The 20,848-nt window shown below is 29.9% G+C and carries 23 protein-coding genes and 2 tRNA genes; 5 read left to right on the top strand and 20 right to left on the bottom strand.

Going from position 1 to position 20,848, the window contains the following annotated elements; genetic code table 11:
- From BLQ93_RS05235 to dxs, 3 genes are all read left to right on the top strand, one after another.
- A partial coding sequence (locus BLQ93_RS05235; protein WP_143338701.1) for an OmpA family protein occupies positions 1-381 on the top strand: 381 nt, incomplete at its 5' end.
- A gap of 14 nt (positions 382-395) precedes the next feature.
- The gene (gene ybgF, locus BLQ93_RS05230; protein ID WP_092128699.1) at positions 396-1,139 is read left to right on the top strand and encodes a tol-pal system protein YbgF; all 744 of its coding nucleotides are present in this window, start codon (positions 396-398) and stop codon (positions 1,137-1,139) included.
- Positions 1,136-3,007, top strand: coding sequence for a 1-deoxy-D-xylulose-5-phosphate synthase (gene dxs / locus BLQ93_RS05225; protein WP_092128697.1), 1,872 nt, complete (start codon positions 1,136-1,138; stop codon positions 3,005-3,007). Before ybgF ends, dxs begins: the two co-directional genes overlap by 4 nt.
- Here the strand turns inward: dxs and BLQ93_RS05220 are convergent.
- The 18 genes from BLQ93_RS05220 to tatA form a co-directional block, all read right to left on the bottom strand.
- Entirely contained in the window at positions 2,973-3,629 is a 657-nt protein-coding gene (locus BLQ93_RS05220) for a methyltransferase (RefSeq protein WP_092128696.1), read from the bottom strand. The genes dxs and BLQ93_RS05220 overlap by 35 nt on opposite strands.
- Entirely contained in the window at positions 3,619-4,605 is a 987-nt protein-coding gene (gene galE / locus BLQ93_RS05215; RefSeq protein ID WP_092128694.1) for a UDP-glucose 4-epimerase GalE, read from the bottom strand. Before galE ends, BLQ93_RS05220 begins: the two co-directional genes overlap by 11 nt.
- A gap of 63 nt (positions 4,606-4,668) precedes the next feature.
- Positions 4,669-5,574, bottom strand: a complete 906-nt coding sequence (gene lpxC / locus BLQ93_RS05210) for a UDP-3-O-acyl-N-acetylglucosamine deacetylase (protein WP_092128692.1) — start codon at positions 5,572-5,574, stop codon at positions 4,669-4,671.
- The gene (gene carA / locus BLQ93_RS05205; RefSeq protein ID WP_025391712.1) at positions 5,552-6,706 is read right to left on the bottom strand and encodes a glutamine-hydrolyzing carbamoyl-phosphate synthase small subunit; all 1,155 of its coding nucleotides are present in this window, start codon (positions 6,704-6,706) and stop codon (positions 5,552-5,554) included. The genes lpxC and carA overlap by 23 nt, the downstream gene beginning before the upstream one ends.
- On the bottom strand, positions 6,703-6,978 hold the full coding sequence (locus BLQ93_RS09800; protein WP_025391713.1) for a DUF507 family protein: 276 nt from the start codon (positions 6,976-6,978) through the stop codon (positions 6,703-6,705). Before BLQ93_RS09800 ends, carA begins: the two co-directional genes overlap by 4 nt.
- Positions 6,975-7,256: a DUF507 family protein gene (locus BLQ93_RS09795; RefSeq protein ID WP_092128690.1), complete on the bottom strand. Its 282-nt coding sequence runs from the start codon at positions 7,254-7,256 to the stop codon at positions 6,975-6,977. Before BLQ93_RS09795 ends, BLQ93_RS09800 begins: the two co-directional genes overlap by 4 nt.
- Positions 7,257-7,258: 2 nt before the next feature.
- Positions 7,259-7,858: a glycerol-3-phosphate 1-O-acyltransferase PlsY gene (gene plsY / locus BLQ93_RS05190; protein WP_159427502.1), complete on the bottom strand. Its 600-nt coding sequence runs from the start codon at positions 7,856-7,858 to the stop codon at positions 7,259-7,261.
- 4 nt (positions 7,859-7,862) lie between these two features.
- Positions 7,863-8,984, bottom strand: a complete 1,122-nt coding sequence (gene ftsZ / locus BLQ93_RS05185) for a cell division protein FtsZ (RefSeq protein WP_092128686.1) — start codon at positions 8,982-8,984, stop codon at positions 7,863-7,865.
- Positions 8,985-10,223, bottom strand: a complete 1,239-nt coding sequence (gene ftsA / locus BLQ93_RS05180) for a cell division protein FtsA (RefSeq protein WP_092128683.1) — start codon at positions 10,221-10,223, stop codon at positions 8,985-8,987.
- The gene (locus BLQ93_RS05175) at positions 10,213-11,013 is read right to left on the bottom strand and encodes a cell division protein FtsQ/DivIB (RefSeq protein WP_143338699.1); all 801 of its coding nucleotides are present in this window, start codon (positions 11,011-11,013) and stop codon (positions 10,213-10,215) included. Before BLQ93_RS05175 ends, ftsA begins: the two co-directional genes overlap by 11 nt.
- Positions 11,000-11,896, bottom strand: a complete 897-nt coding sequence (locus BLQ93_RS05170) for a D-alanine--D-alanine ligase family protein (RefSeq protein WP_092128679.1) — start codon at positions 11,894-11,896, stop codon at positions 11,000-11,002. The genes BLQ93_RS05175 and BLQ93_RS05170 overlap by 14 nt, the downstream gene beginning before the upstream one ends.
- Positions 11,893-12,702, bottom strand: coding sequence for a UDP-N-acetylmuramate dehydrogenase (gene murB / locus BLQ93_RS05165; protein WP_159427501.1), 810 nt, complete (start codon positions 12,700-12,702; stop codon positions 11,893-11,895). Before murB ends, BLQ93_RS05170 begins: the two co-directional genes overlap by 4 nt.
- Positions 12,689-14,026 carry a UDP-N-acetylmuramate--L-alanine ligase gene (gene murC, locus BLQ93_RS05160; protein ID WP_281182325.1) on the bottom strand — a complete coding sequence of 446 codons (1,338 nt, stop codon included), beginning with the start codon at positions 14,024-14,026 and terminating at the stop codon, positions 12,689-12,691. The genes murB and murC overlap by 14 nt, the downstream gene beginning before the upstream one ends.
- Positions 14,027-14,055: 29 nt before the next feature.
- Entirely contained in the window at positions 14,056-14,694 is a 639-nt protein-coding gene (locus BLQ93_RS05155; protein WP_092128675.1) for a beta/alpha barrel domain-containing protein, read from the bottom strand.
- Positions 14,684-15,502 (bottom strand): prolipoprotein diacylglyceryl transferase, encoded by an 819-nt coding sequence (lgt, locus tag BLQ93_RS05150; RefSeq protein ID WP_092128673.1) that lies wholly within the window; start codon positions 15,500-15,502, stop codon positions 14,684-14,686. Before lgt ends, BLQ93_RS05155 begins: the two co-directional genes overlap by 11 nt.
- Complete coding sequence (locus tag BLQ93_RS05145; protein WP_092128671.1) at positions 15,499-16,224, bottom strand: SPOR domain-containing protein; 726 nt, start codon at positions 16,222-16,224, stop codon at positions 15,499-15,501. The genes lgt and BLQ93_RS05145 overlap by 4 nt, the downstream gene beginning before the upstream one ends.
- A 7-nt stretch (positions 16,225-16,231) precedes the next feature.
- Positions 16,232-17,863, bottom strand: coding sequence for an arginine--tRNA ligase (gene argS, locus BLQ93_RS05140; RefSeq protein WP_092128669.1), 1,632 nt, complete (start codon positions 17,861-17,863; stop codon positions 16,232-16,234).
- Positions 17,860-18,039: a twin-arginine translocase TatA/TatE family subunit gene (tatA, locus tag BLQ93_RS05135; protein WP_025391725.1), complete on the bottom strand. Its 180-nt coding sequence runs from the start codon at positions 18,037-18,039 to the stop codon at positions 17,860-17,862. The genes argS and tatA overlap by 4 nt, the downstream gene beginning before the upstream one ends.
- Positions 18,040-18,174: 135 nt before the next feature.
- Here tatA and BLQ93_RS05130 point away from each other — a divergent pair.
- Both BLQ93_RS05130 and BLQ93_RS05125 read left to right on the top strand, forming a co-directional pair.
- A tRNA-Pro gene (locus BLQ93_RS05130) sits at positions 18,175-18,252 on the top strand.
- A gap of 6 nt (positions 18,253-18,258) precedes the next feature.
- A tRNA-Arg gene (locus tag BLQ93_RS05125) sits at positions 18,259-18,335 on the top strand.
- A gap of 38 nt (positions 18,336-18,373) precedes the next feature.
- On the opposite strand, the gene BLQ93_RS05120 is transcribed toward BLQ93_RS05125, so the two are convergent.
- Together BLQ93_RS05120 and BLQ93_RS05115 are read right to left on the bottom strand one after the other, a co-directional pair.
- A complete protein-coding gene (locus BLQ93_RS05120) occupies positions 18,374-19,129 on the bottom strand; it encodes an NRDE family protein (protein WP_092128667.1) in 756 nt (251 codons plus the stop codon).
- Positions 19,130-19,141: 12 nt separating this feature from the next.
- Positions 19,142-20,341, bottom strand: coding sequence for an SAM-dependent methyltransferase (locus BLQ93_RS05115; RefSeq protein ID WP_092128665.1), 1,200 nt, complete (start codon positions 20,339-20,341; stop codon positions 19,142-19,144).
- Positions 20,342-20,848: the final 507 nt, after the last annotated feature.

Below are 20,848 nucleotides of genomic sequence, written 5' to 3'. Positions count from 1 at the left end.
AGCGAGGAAGAAAGGCTAAAGGAAATCTTCCAACGCATTCATTTTAACTTCGACAAGTATAATTTAACTCACATTGACAAATGGGGTATTAATCAGGATGTTCCAAAAGTACTAGATGGTATAGCAGATTATATGGCAAAACATCCAAACATCAAAATTAAGATTGAAGGAAACTGCGATGAGCGTGGAACGGAAGCCTATAACCTAGCTTTAGGCCAAAAAAGGGCTGATGCAGCAAAGAACTACCTTGTAATGCATGGTATATCACCAGATAGGATTGAAACATTGAGCAATGGTAAACTAAAGCCAGTTGATCCTGCTCATAATGAATATGCCTGGGCAAAAAATAGAAATGATCAGTTTGTGATTTTATCTAAGTAATTAAGGGTACTACTATGAAAAAGGCCTTGATAGCACTTATAATTTTGGTTAGCTTAGTAAGCAGCGCTTTTGCCCAAGAAAATCCATATAGTTCTTTATTAGATCAGATTTCAAAAAATTCTGCCGATATTAAGACGCTTCAATCAAATCAAGCAAATCTTTATCTCAAAATTGAAGATTTGCTTGTTAAATATGGTGAATTAAAAGGCAGAATTGATGATCTTGCAAGAAAAATTGAAAGTATTCAAGCTAACAGCGGTGCTTCGCCTGAAATTAAAGAGCAACTAAATAAACTTCAAGCTGAAGTAAACGCATTAAAGCAGCAGATTTCTGCTCAACCTATGCAAACTTCACAAACAAGTGCAACTCAATCGCCAACTATTTCACCAGAAGATGCTGAATTTAAAAAAGCTAAGGCGCTATTTGATGCTAAAGAATACAATCAAGCTATCAAGGCCTTTACTAATTTTCAAAAAACTTATAAAAATTCTAAATATAATGACCAGGTTTTATACTATATAGCTGACAGCTATTATAATTTAAAAATTTATGATAAAGCAATTATTAATTTTGATCAGATAGTCAATACTTATCCTAAAAGTAAATTTGCAAGTATGGCTATGTTGAAAGAAGGATTATCGTTTATTAATCTTGGAGACAAAATTGACGGGCGTTTTCTTTTGGAAAAAGTTATAAAAACGTATCCTAATTCACCAGAAGCCAAGCAAGCCAAGGTTTATTTAGAAAAGACTAAATGATAGAAACAATTAATTCGCCAAGTGACTTAAAAAAGCTAAAGCTTAAAGATTTAAGTAATTTAGCAAACGAAATCAGACAACTTATAATAGAAACAGTATCAAAAAATGGGGGTCACCTTGCTTCTTCATTAGGTGCTGTAGAGTTAACTTTGGCTTTGCACTATGTATTTAATACACCAAAAGATAAAATTGTTTGGGATGTTGGACATCAAACGTATGCACACAAAATTATTACTGGCAGAAGAGATCAATTTAAAACCTTAAGAACTTACGGCGGAATAAGTGGATTTCCAAAAATAACAGAAAGTGAGTATGATACTTTTAATGTAGGACACGCCAGCACAGCAATATCAGCTGCTTTGGGTATGACTACTGCCAAAGATCTTCTAAACACTAAAGAAAAAATTATAGCTGTAATTGGTGATGGAGCGCTCACTAGTGGCATCACTTTTGAAGCATTAAATAATTCAGGTGAACTTGATAAAGATCTAATAGTTGTTTTAAATGACAATAAAATGTCTATATCGAAGTCTTTAGGAGCTATATCCACATATTTAACAAAAAGACTAACAGGTCCTACGTATAACACACTAAGAAAAGAAATTGAAAAAGCCATAAAAGGTTTTCCTGTACTAAACGAACCTGCTTTAAAACTTGCAAAAAAAATAGAAGAATCTTTTAAATTTTTTTCTCCGGGTTTACTTTTTGAAGAATTTGGTTTTAAATATTTTGGTCCTGTTGATGGAGAAAATATTGAAGACTTAGTTACCATATTTGAGAATGTTAAAAATTTAAGAGGTCCTATTTTTGTTCATATTCTCACAAAAAAAGGCAAAGGTTATAAATATGCTGAAGAAAATCCTTCGAAATTCCATGGCATAGGACCATTTGATATTTCAACAGGTCAAATTTTGGAAAAAAGTGCGACTCAAAGTTATTCTTCAGTATTTGGAGAAAGTGTAATAAATATAATGCAGGATAATCCAAAAGTTGTTGCTATTAGTGCAGCCATGCTTATAGGTACTGGTCTTGAAAAAGCTAAAAATATTTTTCCAGATAGGGTTTTTGATGTAGGCATTGCAGAGCAGCATGCGGTGACATTTGCGGGTGGGCTTGCTATCTCTGGCATGAAACCAATTGTTGCAATTTACTCAACATTTTTACAACGATCATACGATCAAATCATACATGATATAGCACTTCAAAAATTAAATGTAGTATTTGCTATTGATAGAGCTGGTATTGTTGGAGATGATGGTGAAACTCATCAGGGTATTTTTGATGTGTCTTATTTAAATTTAGTTCCAAATATGATCATAACTGCGCCAAAAGATGCAACTGAGCTTGATGCTCTATTAAAGTTTGCTATTAATGGTAATTTTGGTCCTTTTGCAATAAGGTACCCTAGAGGAGAATCTGTTAATTTTGGGGATGAATTTATAGATACAATAGAGTTTGGTAAATGGCAGGTTTTGAATGCATCCGATGCAAATGATATTTGTATAATTGCATATGGCAACTGTATAAAATATGCTATGCAGGCCCTAGAAGAATTAAAAAGTAATGGTATAAATCCCCATATTATAAATGCTCGTTTTATAAAGCCGTTTGATACAAAAATGTTTTCTGATATTTTGAATACTTTTAATAATATTATTATAATGGAAGAAAATACCTACATTGGTTCACTTGGCCAAACTTTAATTTATCATGCTTATTTAAATAGTAATGGTAAGTATCCAAAAATTAAACACATAGCTTTACCTGATGCATTTATTGAACAGGGTGATAGTGAATTCTTAAGACACAAGTATTTTTTATCTAAAGACAATCTTATAGAGACAATTTATAATCTTCTAAAAAAATAGGCGAATTCACCGTTATATAAGTTTTAGCAAATTTTTTTGCTTCAATTATGCAAACTTTTGATATTGTTTTTTTTGTTCCATATATTGGCTGAATTGTTTTTATACCAAATTTTTTATTTGATAGTTCAGTAAATAACTCAAATAATCTTGTTGGGTGAAATGAAAGTCGAAATAGGCCATTTTTTTTAATTTTAGGCGTTATTTTTTCTAGCATCTGTGAAAGAGGTAGTGTTTCAAATTTTTGCATTTCAAATTTTTTTGATATGCGAAAACTAGATTTTGTATAATAGGGTGGGTTGCTTAATACTAATTCTAAAGTATTATCTGGCAACTTTTCAATACCATCTATAATCTCAATGTTTTTAGCATTATTTATACACATATTTTTTTGTATTATTTTAATATAATCAACGTTTGTTTCAACTGCAAATATTTTTTCTAAATGAAACTTTTTTGATAGTAAAATTGCAATAATTCCACAACCACTGCCAAAATCGGCTGCGAATTTGATATGTTTTGGTAAATCTATATCGGTTAGAATAAATGGTTCGAAACTGAAACGATAGCCAAATTTTGGTTGATAAAGCTGAATAAACTTAAAATCGCAAAGTTCAAGCTCCATAATAACTAAGTTTTTTTTCCCATTCCCACGCTGTTTGTATAATATATTCTAAATTATTATATTTAGGCTCCCATTTAAGTAATTCTTTAATTTTATCATTTGAAGCTACAAGATAGGCTGGATCACCTTGTCGTCTTTTTGCTTCAACAACCTTAAAATCAATTTTTGTTACTTCTTTGACCTTATTAATTACTTCTTTTACAGAATAGCCATTTGAGTAGCCCACATTGAACGCTTCATTTTTTGTATTGTTGAACAGTGCTTTAAGTGAAAGCAGGTGTGCAAAAGCCAGATCATCAACGTGTATATAATCTCTTATACAGGTACCATCTGGTGTAGGATAATCTGTTCCGTATATTTCTAATTTTTCAAATTTACCTTTGGCAGTTTTTAGTGCTCGTGTTATCAAGTGCGTAGCAAATTTGTATGCCTGTCCAATTTGTGCATCTTTGTCAGCGCCAGCAGCATTAAAATACCTTAGCGCAATGTACTCAATTTGATTTGCGAAAGCCATATCGGATAATATTTTTTCTATCATTAATTTTGTTTGACCGTATGGGTTAATAGGCAAAGTCTGGCATGTTTCTTTTACGGGATTGTTGTCTTTTGGTATTCCGTAAACTGCAGCACTTGATGAAAATACAATTTTGTTTACATTGTTTTTTATCATAGCATTTAGCAGGTTGATTGTATTTTTTACATTGTTTGAATAATACAAAAGAGGATTTACAACAGATTCTCCAACCTGTATTGATGCTGCAAAGTGAATGACTGCATCTGGCTTGAAGTAAACAATTGCTTTATTTATAGCTTCAATGTCTGCTAAATCACCTACAAATAATTTTTCGCCCAGTAAAGCCCATTTATGTCCAGTTGATAGATTGTCAAATGTTAGTGTATCTATACCTTCATTTTTTAAAGATTTAATTGTATGTGAACCAATATAACCAGCACCGCCAGTAACTAGAACTTTCATTGTTTTTCCTTTTAGTTGACATAATGTAAATTATACGAAGTTAAATATTTTTCTAAATCTGATTCAACCAATAGCTGGTTTTAAAAAGCCTAAATCTTCCAATACTTGCACTTCTTGCTTTGGAGAACCAATTATTACATAAGATTTTTTATCTTTTAATAAACTTGAAACAAGTTTATAATTTAAATTGTGACCTGATTTATATGCAATATAATGAGCTTTTAAATCATAATTTAAAATTGATAAGTCTCCAATCGCATCAAGTATTTTATGTCTTACAAATTCATTTTCATACCTAAGGGGATCTTCATTAATTACACCGTAATCATCAACCACAACTGCATTGTCAAGGCTTCCGCCAAGTGCTAAATTATTTTGCTGCATATATTCAATGTCTCTTAAAAAACAAAAAGTTCTTGCCTTGCTTATTTCTTTAATAAAACTTTGTTCATTAACTTCAAGTTCATATTTTTGTTTATTAATGAAAGTACCTTCAAATGAAATTGCATAACTTATTTTAAATTTTCTACATGGCACAAGTGCGACAAATTTACCATTTTCTTTAATTTTTACAGGCTTTGTTATTATTAAAACTTTTTTATAATGTTTTTGCTCAACATAGGAAGCATTTTTTAATAAATATACCCATGGAGCACTAGAACCATCCAATATAGGCACTTCTTCATTATCTATTCTTATAATGCAGTTATCTATATTTAATGCATACAAACTTGCAAGCAAATGTTCAACAGTTTTAACATAGACTCCATTTAAACCTATTGTAGTGGATAAAGTTGTATCTACAACATTGTTTTGATTTACCGGTATTAGAACGTTTTTATCTGTTCTATAAAAAACTATGCCTGTATCATCTGGAGCTGGTTCTATTATAACATCAACTTTTTTCCCAGTATGGACGCCTATACCAGAAACTTTCACAATTTCTTTAATTGTTCTTTGTTTTCTCAATTTCGCCTCCTGTAACCATTTTATAAAACTCATCAAAAAGATAATTTGAATCGTGAGGTCCAGCACTGGCTTCTGGGTGGTATTGAACAGCAAATATTGGTAATTTTTTGTGCTTTATGCCTTCTATGCTATTATCGTTTAGATTCTTATGTGTTATTTCAAAATCATTTTTTAATAAACTATCTTCTGTAGCTGCATAATTATGGTTTTGAACAGTTATTTCTATTTTTTCAGTAAGTAAATTTTTAACGGGATGATTTGCTCCATGATGACCAAATTTTAATTTATAAATTTCTGCGTTAAAAATTCTGGCAATTATTTGTAATCCAAAACAAATACCAAATGTTGGATATTCTAAAATTGTTTTTTTTACTTCTGTTAAGTGTTTATCACTAAGACCTCTTGGGTCTCCTGGTCCATTGGATAAAAAAATAGCATCAGGTGATAATTTTTTAATATCTTCGTATGTAGTGTAAGCATTTACAACCATTACTTCAAAACCTGTGCTATATAGGTGTCGTAAAATATTTCTTTTTGTGCCAAAATCGAATACTATAACTCTGGGTCTTTTTTGTATATTTTTTGTTTGCGTTTTGTTTTCAAAATCAAAGTGATATAATGGTTCGTCCCATCTATATGAAGTTGAGCATGTAACATATTGTACTAAATCTTTTCCCACAATTGTGCCTAAATTTTTAGATTTAGCTATAAGTTCATTTTTTGTGAGTTCTTCAGTTGTTATCATGCCCATCATACTACCGTATTCACGTAAAATTTTGGTCAAATACCTTGTATCTATATCCGAAATGCCAACTATTGAGTACATTTTAAGATACTCATCAAGTGTATATTTGCTTCTGAAATTTGAGGCTATTGGAGACAATTCTTTTATAATAAAACCTTCAACTGTTGGTTTTTCACTTTCAAGATCTATATCATTTGTTCCATAATTGCCAATTTGGGGGTATGTCATAAGTACAATTTGACCTTTATATGAAGGATCTGTCAGTATTTCCTGGTAACCGCTCATGCTTGTATTGAATACAATTTCACCTATTGTCGTACCTTGAGCACCAAATGACTTTCCTTCAAATATAGTGCCATTTTCCAAAACTAAATAAGCTTTTGTCATTTTAATAACCTTTTATTTAACTCTTGTTCGTATATCTGATTAAACGTTATATCCCACTCAATGCTTCCAGCCATAATTTTCTTTTTCTTTTTAATTTCTTCCAAAGCAGCTTCGTAAGCTTGAATATTTATTTTAAAATAATCCTCAATAACATTTTCAATCTCTGACAATAGAATATCTCTTGATACTAAAAAGTCAACAACTTTGTTGTTTTCTAGATTTTTTACTATATTTCTAGCTATATTGCGTATTCTATCCTTTGAGTATTTCATAAAACAAATCCTTCTCTTTCTGCAATTTTTCGTTTTATCATTTGAAAAAATTTTGCTTGATCAATATTTTCCTGTTTTATTTGTTCTTTGTAGTTTTCAATGTACAAAAGTGTTTTTTGATCAATTTCTTTTTCTCTTTGAGCATCTTGTTCTAAAGTTTGTTTAACAAAATCTACTATTACCGGCTTATCTTTTTTTAATTGAATAAGGCCTTTTCTAATAAGAGTATTGACAATTTTATCAGCTATAAAATAGATTTCTTTTTCATTTAATGCCATATTTAAACTCTCCCTTCAATTTTATGTTCTTTTCCTTCTAATATTCTTTTTATATTGCTGAAATGTCTAATTATCATTAGACATAATAAAATTAAAAAAGTGATTTTTACTTTAATGCTTGTTTCAAATATTAAAACAAGCAGAACCGTAATGCTAAACGACAATAAAGAAGCAAGGGAGGCGTATTTTGTGATTTTTAAAATAATTAGCCATAGCAGTAAACCAATATAAGCATAGTTAGAGTATATAAGTATGCTACCATATGTTGTAGCTACGCCTTTCCCACCTTTAAATTTTAAGAAAATTGAAAAATCATGACCTAAAACTACAAATACTATTGCAATAGGAATTAAAAATTCTTTTAAATTTTGAGCAAACGGGAGATTTTTGACACATATAACGACAATAAAACCTTTTGCCATATCAAATAGTAGAGTAAGTAAAGCCTCTTTTTTGCCAAGAACTCTATACGCATTTGATGCGCCAATATTACCACTACCAGTGGATTTTAAATCTACACCTTTAGTTTTTCCTATCAAATAACCAGAAGGTATACTCCCAATCAAAAAAGAAAAAAAAGCAATTAAAAATATTAGGCCCAATTTTCTACTCTTCTTTATTTCTTATGTAAGTTGGTATATCAAATTTATCTTCAATTGGCATTTCAGATATTTTCCTTATTTCATTGAAGTAATTTTTATCTATATTTTTATACTTTATATTGGTTTTTTTTATTGAATCTTTATTTTTTTCTTCAAAACCAGTTGCAATAATTGTTACTCTTACTTTATCTTCTAATGCATCATTGACAATAAAACCATATTTAAATATTGCTTGCTCATTCATGGCATTTTGGATTATGCTAGCCGCTTCTTCCAATTCTTGTAATCCAAAATTACTGCTTGCTGTGATATTCATTAAAATACCTTTTGCGCCTTCAATGCTAGTATTTTCAAGCAAAGGGTTTGATATTGCCATTTCTGTAGCTATTTTAATTCTGTTATCGCCAGTTGCTTCGCCTATTCCCATTAGAGCAATACCTTTTTCACTCATTATTGTTTGTGCATCTGCAAAATCAATATTAATAATAAATGAAGCATTATCAGAAGGTTTTTGAACAAGTTCAACTATACTTTGTACTGCTTGTCTTAAAATATCATCAACTTTTTTAAAAGCATCAATAAGTGTTAAGTTTTTATAAAAATCAAACAGTTTTTGATTAGGCACGATAATTATACTATCAACAATTTGTTTAAGCGATTCTAAGCCTTCTTTAGCAATTTTTTCTTTATTTTTTCCTTCATAGCTGAATGGTTTTGTTACAACACCAATTGTTAGTGCCCCTAATTCTTTAGCTACCTTTGCTATTATTGGGCTTGCGCCTGTGCCTGTGCCACCTCCCATTCCTGCTGTTATAAAAACCATATCAGCGCCTTGAAGTGTTTTTTTGATATCTTCAATGCTTTCTTCTGCGGCTTGTTTGCCTTTTTGAGGATCACTGCCTGCACCTAATCCTTTTGTTAAATTAACACCGATTTGTAATTTATTTGGGGCCAAAGATAAATCCAAAGCTTGTTTATCTGTGTTAATTGATATGAATTCTACATGTTTTATTCCATATTTAACCATATTGTTTACTGCGTTAGATCCACCACCGCCTACGCCAACAACCTTTATAATAGCCCCATCACGAAATGTCTCAGTTATTTTTTGCTTTGCTTCACTCATTTAAAACATCTCCTTAATCCATTTCTTCATTTTTGAAATAATTGAAGAAAAAGACGTATCACCACTATTTGGTGTTGCTAACACATCACCTTTTTCTTGTCTATTTTCTACTGCATACATTGTAAGACCAATAGCCGTTGAATACATTGGGTTATCCAATGCATCTTTTATACCACCAATGTTTATAGGATAACCTACCCTAACAGGTAATTTAAATATGTTTTCCGCTAAATCTGTTATATTTTCAAGCATAGCAGTTCCACCAGTTAAAACTACACCAGCACCTAATAGTCCTAAAATATTCATTTTATCAAGTTCTTCTTTCACTAAAGAAAATATTTCTTCTATTCTTGGTTCTATTACTTGAGCTAAATCACTTTTGTAGATTTGTTTAATTTTTGATGAAAAATTTCTTTGAAGTTCGATTGTTTCGTCTTCGTAGTTACCTTCTATCATGGCTGTACCATAGTTGATTTTTAAATTTTCCGCTTCTTTATATGGCAGTCTGAATGCTACGGAAATGTCATTTGTTATATGATCTCCACCAATTGATAAAACAAAAGTATGTCTTAGTGAATTGTTTAAAAATACAGCTACATCAGTAGTGCCACCGCCAATATCAACCAAACAAACTCCAATATCTTTTTCATCTTGTGTTAATACAGCAAGTGATGATGCTATTGGTTGCAAAACAATATCAACTACATTTAAACTACTTTTTTGGCAGCATTTTATAATATTTTGTATATTTGATACGCTACCTGTGACAACATGTACTTTGGCTTCAAGCCTGGTGCAAGACATACCAAGTGGTTCTTTTATTCCAGTTTGTTCGTCAACAATGAATTCTTGAGGTATGACATGTATAATTTCTCTATCTGGAGGAATAATAATAGCTTTAGCGCCATCAATTACCCTTTTTATATCGGATTCTGTAACTTCGTTACCTTTTACAGCTATCACGCCAGTCGAATTATAAGAACGTATGTGGCTGCCAGAAATACCAGCATAAACATTTGTTATTTTAATACCGCTCATTTGCTCAGCTTTGAAGATGGATTTTTTGATTGAATCAACAGCTTGATCTATGTTTATTACAATACCTTTTCTAAGGCCGGAAGATGGGTTTGTTCCAATACCAATTATTTTTAGCTCTGTTGAATCATATTTGCCTACAACTGTGCACACTTTGGTTGTACCTATGTCCAAACCTACTATAATTCTACCGCTATCTTCCACTTTTTGTCTCCTTTGTTTTCCATTTTATAATAATTCTATCTGGATAACATATTGATACATTTTCAATCTTATCAGCGTCAGGCAAAAGTTTTGGCCAAATCGTTTCAAGCCTTTCTACTGATTTATCATAATCACAATTAAACATATTAGCTGTTACCATAATCCCATTTTTCAAATTAACCCCAAACTTATTGTCTTCCATTATAATATAACTAATTTTTTCTAGTTTGTCTAATTTTTTGTATAAATTTACAAGCTCTAATACGACCTTTTTATTGTTAATTTGAGGTGTTAAATTCGCCATTTTAATGTGTAAAATTTTATCGACCTTAATTTTTTTAGGATCAATATTATCAGTTATATATTGACCATCATTAGAGAATAGTAACTGTTTGTTATTTACCTCTAAGATACATAATGGGGTCTTTTCATTAATATCAATATAAAGCGTATCTGGTTTAATAATAGCAATTTTTGCGTTTGCAATAAATGGGTTTTTTGTTAATTTGTTGTAAACATCTAATTTTAAGTGTGAATTTAGTTTTGTATTATTGGTTATCCCTAAACTGTGAATTAGATAGCTTGATTCAAGAATTTTATTTCCTTTTAGATATACGTATCTTAATTTTGATTCTTGAGCATTTTTTAAGATATGCAAAACTTGATATATTCCATAAGAAAAAATAATGAGTATTAATACAAGTAATAAATTCAAAAATATTTTTCTTTTAATTATAGAATAGTTTTTTTTTGGTTTTTTATAAGTTTTAAAATTCTTAAAATCCTTCATATGCAGATTTAAGTATTTTTTCAACAAGCATTTCAAAATTTATATTGACACTTTTTGCTGCTTTTGGTAACAGACTTGTTTGAGTCATACCAGGAATTGTATTTATTTCTAAAACGTATGGTATGTTTTTTTCTATCATCATATCAATTCTTATTGCACCTTTACAATAAAATGCTTTATATATTGTTTTTCCAATTCTATTAATTTCGTCAATAGTTGATTGATTTATTCTTGCGGGTATTATATATTCGGTTGCACCAGATGTGTATTTGTTTTGATAATCATAAAAGCCTTTTTTGGGTGCAATTTCTATTAAAGGTAGGCATTCTGAGTTTATCATGCTAAGTGTTACTTCTATGCCTGTAATTTTTTCTTCAATAATTAATTCTTTAAATTGTTTTATAAGTTCGCTAAATTTTGCTTTGAGTTGAATGTCATCGTAGGCGAATTCAACACCAATTGAAGAGCCTTCATTGTTTGGTTTAATGCATACTGGAAAACTATTTATATTAATTATATCTTTTATATCCTTTGCTAAAAGTGCGGGTTTTGTGGGTATATGATATTCTTTTAAAATAGCTTTTGTAAAAAATTTATTCATACATACTTTACTGGTTAGTGAATTTGAACCAGTATATTTTATATTATGCATTTCAAGTGCTGCTTGAAGAGTACCGTCTTCACCAAATCCACCATGTAAAGCTATAAAAACTACATCAGGTTTTTTCTTTAGTATTGTTTCTATACAATCTTTTTTGTTTTCGCAAATATATTTTTGCGCATCATATTTTAAATTTAAAAGAGCTTGGTGAATCGCGCTTCCGCTTCTTATTGATACTTCTCTTTCTGATGAATCACCTCCACACACAACAAGTATGCTCATAAAATTACAACCTCCTCTTCAAGCTCAACATTGAATTTTTTATAAACATTGTTTTTTATAATATCAATTAAATACAAGACATCATCTGCAGTGGCTTTGTTTAAATTTACTATATAGTTGGCATGTTTTTTGCAAATCATAGCATCACCTATAATTTTACCTTTAAGATAACATTCTTCAATTAATTTACCAGCCACCATGTTTGGTGGATTTTTAAACACGCTTCCAAATGTACGAAGTAATGGAGCTTTTGAAAGTCTTATTTTGGTGTTTTCGTTTAATTTAGTTATGATATCGTGATAATTTGATTTTTTAAGCCTTAGACCTACTTCTAGAATAACATTATCCTTAAAATTTGAATTCCTGTAGGAAAAATAAGCATTATCTTTATGAATAGTATAAATGCCTTTATCATGATTATAACATATGGCATACTCAAAAATATCTGAAATACTTTTTCCAAACGCACCAGCATTCATTCTAACACATCCTCCGATGCTTGCTGGAACTCCGCCTAGAAATTCAAGGCCAGATAAACCATTTTTTATTAAAATTTTATTTATAAGACTGATTTTAGTTGATCCTCCGACAATAACCAAAGAATCTACAATATTTACATATGAAAATGTTTTAGAAAGTTTATATAAATTTTGATGGTTTCTTATTATAATATTGCTTCCTTCGCCGACTAATTTGCCCTGCTCTATTTCATGCAAATCATCCATATTTTCTATGACATTTAGTGTGCATGTTCCATTTTGCTTAAAAGATGTTATAAGATTGGTATTTATTTTAATTTGTTTCATTAGCATTAAGCTGATAAGAAAGTTTAGTAATGTCGCCTGCTCCCATTGTAATTACTAAATCGCCAGATTTTGTTTCTTTAAGTAACATTGGTTTTATTTTTGATATGTCATCAATATAAATACAATTGTTTGAAAATTTATTGATATTTTCTGCAAGTATTTTTGAATTTATTCCCTCAATTGGGGACTCACCTGCCGGATAAATATCAAGCAAAAATACCACATCAGCAAGTTTAAAAGATTTTGCAAACTCATTCATTAGAGATTGTACTCTAGTGTAGCGATGTGGCTGAAAAATTGCAATAACCCGAGATTTAGCAGTTTGTTTAGCTGCTTGAAGCGTAGCTTCTATTTCTCTTGGGTGATGTGCATAATCATCATATACTTCAACGCCATCTTTTAAAAACGATCTGAAACTAAATCTTCTATCCACACCGCTAAAAAACTCAAGTGTTCTTTGTAAATAATGTTTTTCTATGCGCAATATATGTGATAATGCTACGATTGCTAAAGAGTTTGAAATATTATGAATTCCTGGTATATTTAGTGTTATATCAATATTTTCTTGAGGCGTGTGGACAACAAATTGACTTGATTTTCCATTATGCGTTATATTTTCAGCCCAAAAATGAGCGTTTTTATTTTGTATAGAATAAGTAAAACAACGCTCTTTGTTTAATTCCTTAATAATTTTTGATAAATTTTCATCATCTATATTTAGTATTGCATAATTACTTTTTTTAATAAATTCTTTAAACGCTTCTATTTCATTTTCAAAATTTTTGTAAAAATTTAAATGGTCGTTGTCTATGTTTGTTACAATAGCTATTTTTGGGTTTAAAAGCAAAAAACCTCCATCGCTTTCATCTGCTTCGGCAATAAAGTAATTACTGTTTCCACACATTACATTTTGTTTTATTTTTTGGATTTTGCCGCCAATAATAGCTGTAGGGTTTAAAGATGCTTCACATAAAAGTTCTGTGGCAAGCGATGTAGTAGTAGTTTTTCCATGAGATCCTGCAATTGCTATACCAAATTTTTCATTAAAAAGCAAAGCCAGTAATTCATACCTTTTTAAAACTCTTATATTGTTTTTTTTGGCTTGAATAACTTCAGGATTATCCTCTTTTATAGCAGATGATATTACAACAAGCGCTATATCATCAGTTAAATTTTGCGGAAAATGTCCTATATTTACTTTTATACCTAATTCTTTTAATGCTGAGACATTTTTATTTTCGCTTTGGTCTGAGCCTTTTATTTTATAACCTTTTGTATGTAAGTATTGTGCAATAGAACTCATTCCAATGCCACCAATGCCAATAAAATATATAGTTTTTTGTTTAAATTCATCTAAATTAAAACCCTGATAAATATTTTTGCCCCCCTTTCAGTTAAATTTTCTTTATTTTTTGCTGTGTCGTAAAAAATATTGAATTTAGTTTTTTTAATATTTGATATTAGATTTTCATTTTCAAAAATAAACATATTGGCAAAATCAAATTTTTTTAATCTATCTATATCATTTTGTGTTCGTATCTCGTATATTGGCTCAATACCCATAGCAAGGCTTAATAGTGAAATTTTTTCTAATGTTTGATCATCAATTAAACTTGGCTCTATAATAATGCCATCTGCTTGGTAAATCCTTATTAAATAAACCTGATACTCTTCCAAAAAAAAATCTCTTGCTATTACTGGTAAATTAAAATTTTCTTTGGCATAAGAAATATTTTCCAATGAACCATGTAAAAATACATCATCAGAATTGATAATAAGAGCACTTGTGATTTTAGTAATATCGTAAGTCTTATCTTGGTCGAAGTTTTTTATTTCTGCTATTTCACAAAAGTCTTTTGAAAATACCTCTTTTAAATCTATAGGTTCCTTATATAACATATTTAGACCCATTTCTAGTATATGATAAGGTAACTCTTTTTTTTTATCTTCTATAGATTTAAGTTTTAGTGATATTATTTCTTCAGGTTGCATTTTTCCATTTTTTTCTTAGGACAATAAAGAAAATTGTAGATACTAAAATCATAGCTAAACACAACCATTGTCCCATAGTAAAACCCAGAATAAAACCTATTTGAGGGTCTGGTTCTCTTGTAAATTCAACAAAAAATCTAAATATACCATATAACAATACAAATAACCAGAATAAAAAACCTTCTTTTTTAATTAGTTTATCACGCGAAAAATACAAGATCAAAAATAATATTAGACCTTCAAATAAAGCTTCGTAGAGTTGAGATGGTTGCCTTGGAATATAGCCGCCTCTTGGAAAGGCAATTGCCCATGGAAGATTTGATGGCCTACCCCACAATTCGTCGTTTATAAAATTTGCAATTCTTCCAAAGAAAATACCAACAGGAGCAATAACAGCAACTTCATCTGCAAGTTTATAAAACCTTACATTGTATTTTTTGGAGATATACAAACCTACCAAAACAAGACCTATTAAAGCACCGTGGAAACTCATCCCGCCTTGCCATACATAGAATATTCTAAGCGGGTGATTCATATAATAAGCAAAGTTGTAAATGAGCACATAGCCTAGCCTACCACCAATTATTACTCCTATTATGGAATAAAATATCAAATCATCTGCTATCGATTTGTTTTTAAAATAATCAGAAATTTTTATTCTGTGTTTGATATAAAAATATCCTATTAAAAAACCTAATGCATAAGCTATACCGTACCACCTTGCATTAAATGGTCCAATTGTTTTGCCAAAGATATGAAATGGTCCAATTGAAAAAGCTATTGGGTTAATGTTTGGATAAGGTATCATTGTTTCCTCTCATATATTATAGGCAGATTTGTTATGCCTTCTGTTTTTAATTTTTCTGCAATTTTATTTGCCTGTGAAAGACTATGAACTGCTATTATTACTCTTGTGTATGGAGTATTGTTTATTATTGTCTGCTCACTTGAAGCATTATAGCCTTTTTGGATAAGTGAAATAACCAAATTTAATGCTTTCGATCTATCAGGAAATGATGCAACTTGAACGATGTAATTGGCTTGTTCTTTAGGTACCTTTTGCTGACTAGATACTTTTTGTTCATTAACGTTTGTAGTTGAGTTTTTAATTTCATGTATTTTTGGTTTAGCCTGTGTAGCTATTTGTTGCGCAGATTTTTGGATTTCTTGCGTTTTTGAGCTTTTGGTTTCATTTGTTTGATTGGCAAGACTGTTAGCAATTGCATTTATCTCAGATTTCGTGGTATTTGTGCTATTTGTTTGAATAGTTATTTTAGCCTGGTTATTTGTAATTGATTTTGGTTTTTGTGGTTCGGCAGATGAAGTGTTGTTAGCTTGAAGTATCTGTATATTACTTGCAAGTTCTTTGTTTATATTGATATTTCTAAAATAAGCAGATGAAACAAAACCTACACCATAGCCAAAACCAAAAGCAATTATAATTGAGATAATCAATGTCCAAATTCCAAAACTCGTTTTTCTTTGTGAGTTTTGGTTGCTTTGATCAAATTTAAATTTTTCTTGATCCATAATAACCTCACATTTTGTTCTTTGCTTGAATACCAATTAATGATAAACCCAAAGCCAAAACAAAAGCAACGGTTTTAATTAATCCCACCCTTGCACAACTTAAATCTTTATTTTCACCAATAACTTTGTGTTTATTGTAAAATTGATGTAGTTTTTCTGAAATCATAAGCAAAGATTTTGTAATCAGATATGGTTCTAAAGTTTTTGCGCTATCATGCAAATACTCTTTAAACTGAAGTAAAGATTTAATTAGATTAATTTCTTCAGTTTCTTGCAAAAGCTTGATCATACTTTCATCTAATTCGTTATTGCAATTACTTTTTTCTAAAATGCTCATAATTCGAGCATGAGCGTATTGTATGTAGTAAACCGGGTTATCCATAGATTTTTTCTTTAAAAGTGAAATATCTATATCTAAATGTGAATTAATGCTTTTTGATACAAAAATAAATCGAGCAGCATCTGTGCCAATTTCGTTTATGAGTTCTTTTAACTCAATATATGTAGCTTTTCTTGTTGACATAGAAATTTTATTATTTTCTTGGATTAAATTTACGAATTGTACAAGTAACACAATTAATTTTTGACTATCAATGCCTAAAGCTTCCAATGCAGCTTTAAGCCTTGCAACATATCCATGATGATCTGAGCCCCAAATATCTATAACCATATCGAATCCACGCTTTAAAAATTTGTTTTTATGGTATGCAATATCACTTGATAAATAAGTATATTTGCCATCTTGCTTTATAAGGACTCTGTCTTTGTCGTCGTTAAACTGTGTTGTTTTAAGCCATAAAGCACCATCTTTTTCGTAAGTAAAACCTTTAGATTTAAGAAGTTCAATGGTGTGTTCTACTTCGTTGTTTTGGAATAAACTACTTTCGCTAAAGAAAACATCAAATGTTACCTTAAAATTTTCCATATCATGCAGAATATCATTCATAATTGTGTTTTTAGCTTTATCTAAACAGATGTCGATAGCATTATCCATGCTGAGTAAATTATCCTGGTAAGTTTTTATTAAATCACGTGCAATATCTTTTATGTATTCTCCCTGGTAAGCATCTTGTGGAAATTCTATTTTTTGACCAAGCAACTCTTTATATCTTAAGAAAGTTGATAAACCAAGCATGTACATTTGGTAACCAGCATCATTAATATAGTATTCTCTAACTACATTATAGCCCAAAAAATTAAGTATTCTTGCTAAACTATCTCCTATTGCAGCACCTCTGCCATGTCCTATATGAAGTGGTCCTGTTGGATTAGCGCTAACAAACTCTATTTGAATCTTTTTTTCTGGTATGTCTTTCAATTTGAAATATAGCTCTTTTTTTTGCGACAATGTTAAAAATTCTTTAGATATGGTTTCATTGGTTAGGAAAAAGTTAATAAAACCTGGCTTTTCAATTTTGATTTTAAATTTGTTGCTAAATTCAGAATTTTCACAAAAAGCTTTAAAGTCTTGTGCTATATTTATGGGATTCTGTTTAATTTTTTTTGCTAAAACCATTGCAAGGTTTGTTGAGTAATCGCCAAATACTGCTTCTGGAGGATAATCTATACTATAATTTACGTACTCATAAGACTTATTTTCTAAATATTTATCAATGATTGGTTTTATTAAGAATTTCATTTTGTGTTTTCTTTATCTTCGAGTTTTTCTGGCTCTTCTTCCTTAGTATCTTTTATGGAATTTTTAAAATTTTTAATACCTTTTCCTAACCCTGCCCCAATTTCTGGTAATTTTCTTGCGCCAAAAATCAAAGCCACAAGTAATACTACAAGAATAATATGGGTTTCACTAAGCATCTTATACCTCCTTGTTTGTATATATCATAAGTTTTAGAAACTTGCAAATTGTATTTTTAATTAAAATAAATAATTTGACAAACAAAAAGTGTTGCAATTTTAGATTAAATATGATAAAAAATTGAAGCTGTTTTACGGGGTGTAGCGCAGTTTGGTTAGCGCACCTGCCTTGGGAGCAGGGGGTCGGTGGTTCAAATCCACTCACCCCGACCACTATAAGCGCCCGTAGCTCAGCTGGATAGAGCAACGGCCTTCTAAGCCGTGGGCCAGAGGTTCGAATCCTCTCGGGCGCGCCATTTTTTTGTGAGTATTAAATGATTATGTAATAATTGATTCAAGTAATTTCGAAAGTAAATGTTTCTTTTGTTTTTTGCATATGATTTTCTTCCGTAAGGATAGCTTTATTATTATTGTCTATTATTAAGACATACGAGTATTGGGTTCCATAATTTTGAGTTTTGACAAAAATCGAAGAAAGCTCTATTTCAAATGCTTTATCAATACCTGTATTTGGTAAATTATCTTTAAATTTTGTGGTATCATGTAGCATTTCTAATAATGAATCAATTAGTGTATTCTGATTTTTAGTTGATGATATGATATTTTGAAAATTTATTTTTGCTTTTTGAGTTTTGGGCCAATTTGCATCTATAAAACTATTACTTAACGTGTGAATTCCATTTTTTATTTTAAGTAGTTTTTTATTGATATTGGAAAAATAATAAAGCTCATCAATTGTACCAAATACAAAATTAAAAGGGTTAAATTTTTCAGGTTGTATATTTTTTATAAACTTTTTTTCGTCAATATTTTTAGTTAGATAATCCCATACAATTAAACCTCTGGATGGTGCATCTGTTTTTAATAAATAAGGATTTCTATAATTTGTTAAAAATGCTAATTTACCTTTTTTTGTAATTCCAAAAAAGCTCCCAAATGCCTGTAAATCTCTTGGAGCAAGCAATGTATCATGATCAAACTTATACCAACCAAAAGGTAAACTTTTTCTTTCAAAATATTCATCACGATTGGCTGCTAAAATTAATTTGTATTGTTGCAAATGGTTTATAGAAAAGACAACTAAACACATATTTATTATAACTTAAAATCCATTATAAATTTCTCCCCTATAAAGCGGTATATCTATTTGACCTTTTGAGAAGACTATCTGGTATAGCTGAGTATTCCCCCATTTAAATGACGCTTGTGCCCCATTTAGGTATAGCCTCCACATTTTAACAAACTTATCATCAAATAGTTGTTGTACTTTATCAATGTTTTTTTCAAATCGTTCAATCCAGTGATGTATTGTTTTTGCATAATGAGGTCTTAAGTTTTCTATATCAATAATGTAGAATTTTACTTTTCTGATTCTTTTTACAAGTTCTTCTAAAGATGGCAGATAACCACCCGGAAAAATATACTTCAGTGTCCATGGATCTGTTGGAAGCGGTTCATTGTGCCCTATTGTATGTAAAAGACCTATTGAGTATGGCTCAAGAAGAGTATCTATTTTTTTAAAGAATGTGTCTGCATAGTTTTTTCCAACATGCTCGTATGCGCCTATGGAGACAAATTTGTTGAACTTGCCTTTTAAGTTTCTATAGTCTTCGTATATTACTTCAATATTTTTTTCCAAGCCTTCTTCTTTGATTTTGTCTTTTGCAAACTCATACTGGTTTTTGGATATAGTGCAACCCAAACCCTTTATATAATTTCTTTTTGCTGCATATATCAAAAAACCACCAAACCCACAGCCTACATCTAAAACAGTATCATTATCTTTCAGATGAATTTTTCTACATATAAGCTCATACTTGTTGTTTTGAGCATTTTCAATTGTGTCGTCTGGGTTTTTAAAGTAAGCGCATGAGTAAGTATAGCTTTTATCCAAAAACAAACCAAAGAATTCATTGCCTAAATCATAATGGTGTGATATGTTTTTCTTTGAACCTTTTTTGGAATTTATATTTGAAAGCTTGTTTGCAAGGATTTCGAGTTTTGTTTTTACAGGTGCTTTTATGCCTATTTCTCTTATAAAATGTTCAAGGTATAAAACATCCTGTAGGTTGCCTTCTATCTCTAAATTTCCATTTGTGTAATTTTCTCCAAAACCAAGACTCAAATCACTCATTAGCTCTTTTAAAACCAAAGGGCTATTTATCTTTATTGTTATCTTGCCCGGTATTGTTCCAAACTGTTTTGTAGAGCCATCCCAGTAAATAATCTTTGAAGGAATGCTATTGCTTACTTTCTCTAATATACTTTCTATTAGCTTTTGAAAATCAGCTATTGCATCCATATAACCCTCCTTTTGCTAAAATATATCAGCTAAAAGAGTTTTTCTACAATAAACTTTAGTAGTTTTGGTAGAGGTTTTTTACCTCAATAAATAAATTTAATCTACTTATTGTTAATATCAAGTTAGCTTAGAATATGTAATAATTTAAGTTTTTGTATTTTTTATATCGATTATTGATTATTTGTACGTTATATTTTTTATCAAGGGTTTTTTGAAGGTGTATAAACCATGAAATAGTATAAAAATATTTTAATTTATAAAATGCTTAAAGAAATTGTTAAACCTGTACGTTCTTTTCTGATTGTATGAGATATTAAGAATACCCTTGTCAAAAACATATTTAATAAAAGAGAATTTATTTTTTAATAAGTAATTTTATAGATAAAATAAAAAATCAAGTATTATAAAATTTCAATATTTATTTTTTCCATATGGTTTTACATATAATCATTTTGCAAAAATTTTAATATTTTTTTATCCTCTATTAGTTTTTTCTTACATTTCCTA

The organism is Desulfurella multipotens, assembly GCF_900101285.1.
GTDB lineage: Bacteria > Campylobacterota_A > Desulfurellia > Desulfurellales > Desulfurellaceae > Desulfurella > Desulfurella acetivorans.
Note: the sequence above shows the minus strand (reverse complement) of the source record. Positions and strands in the feature narration are given on the sequence as shown.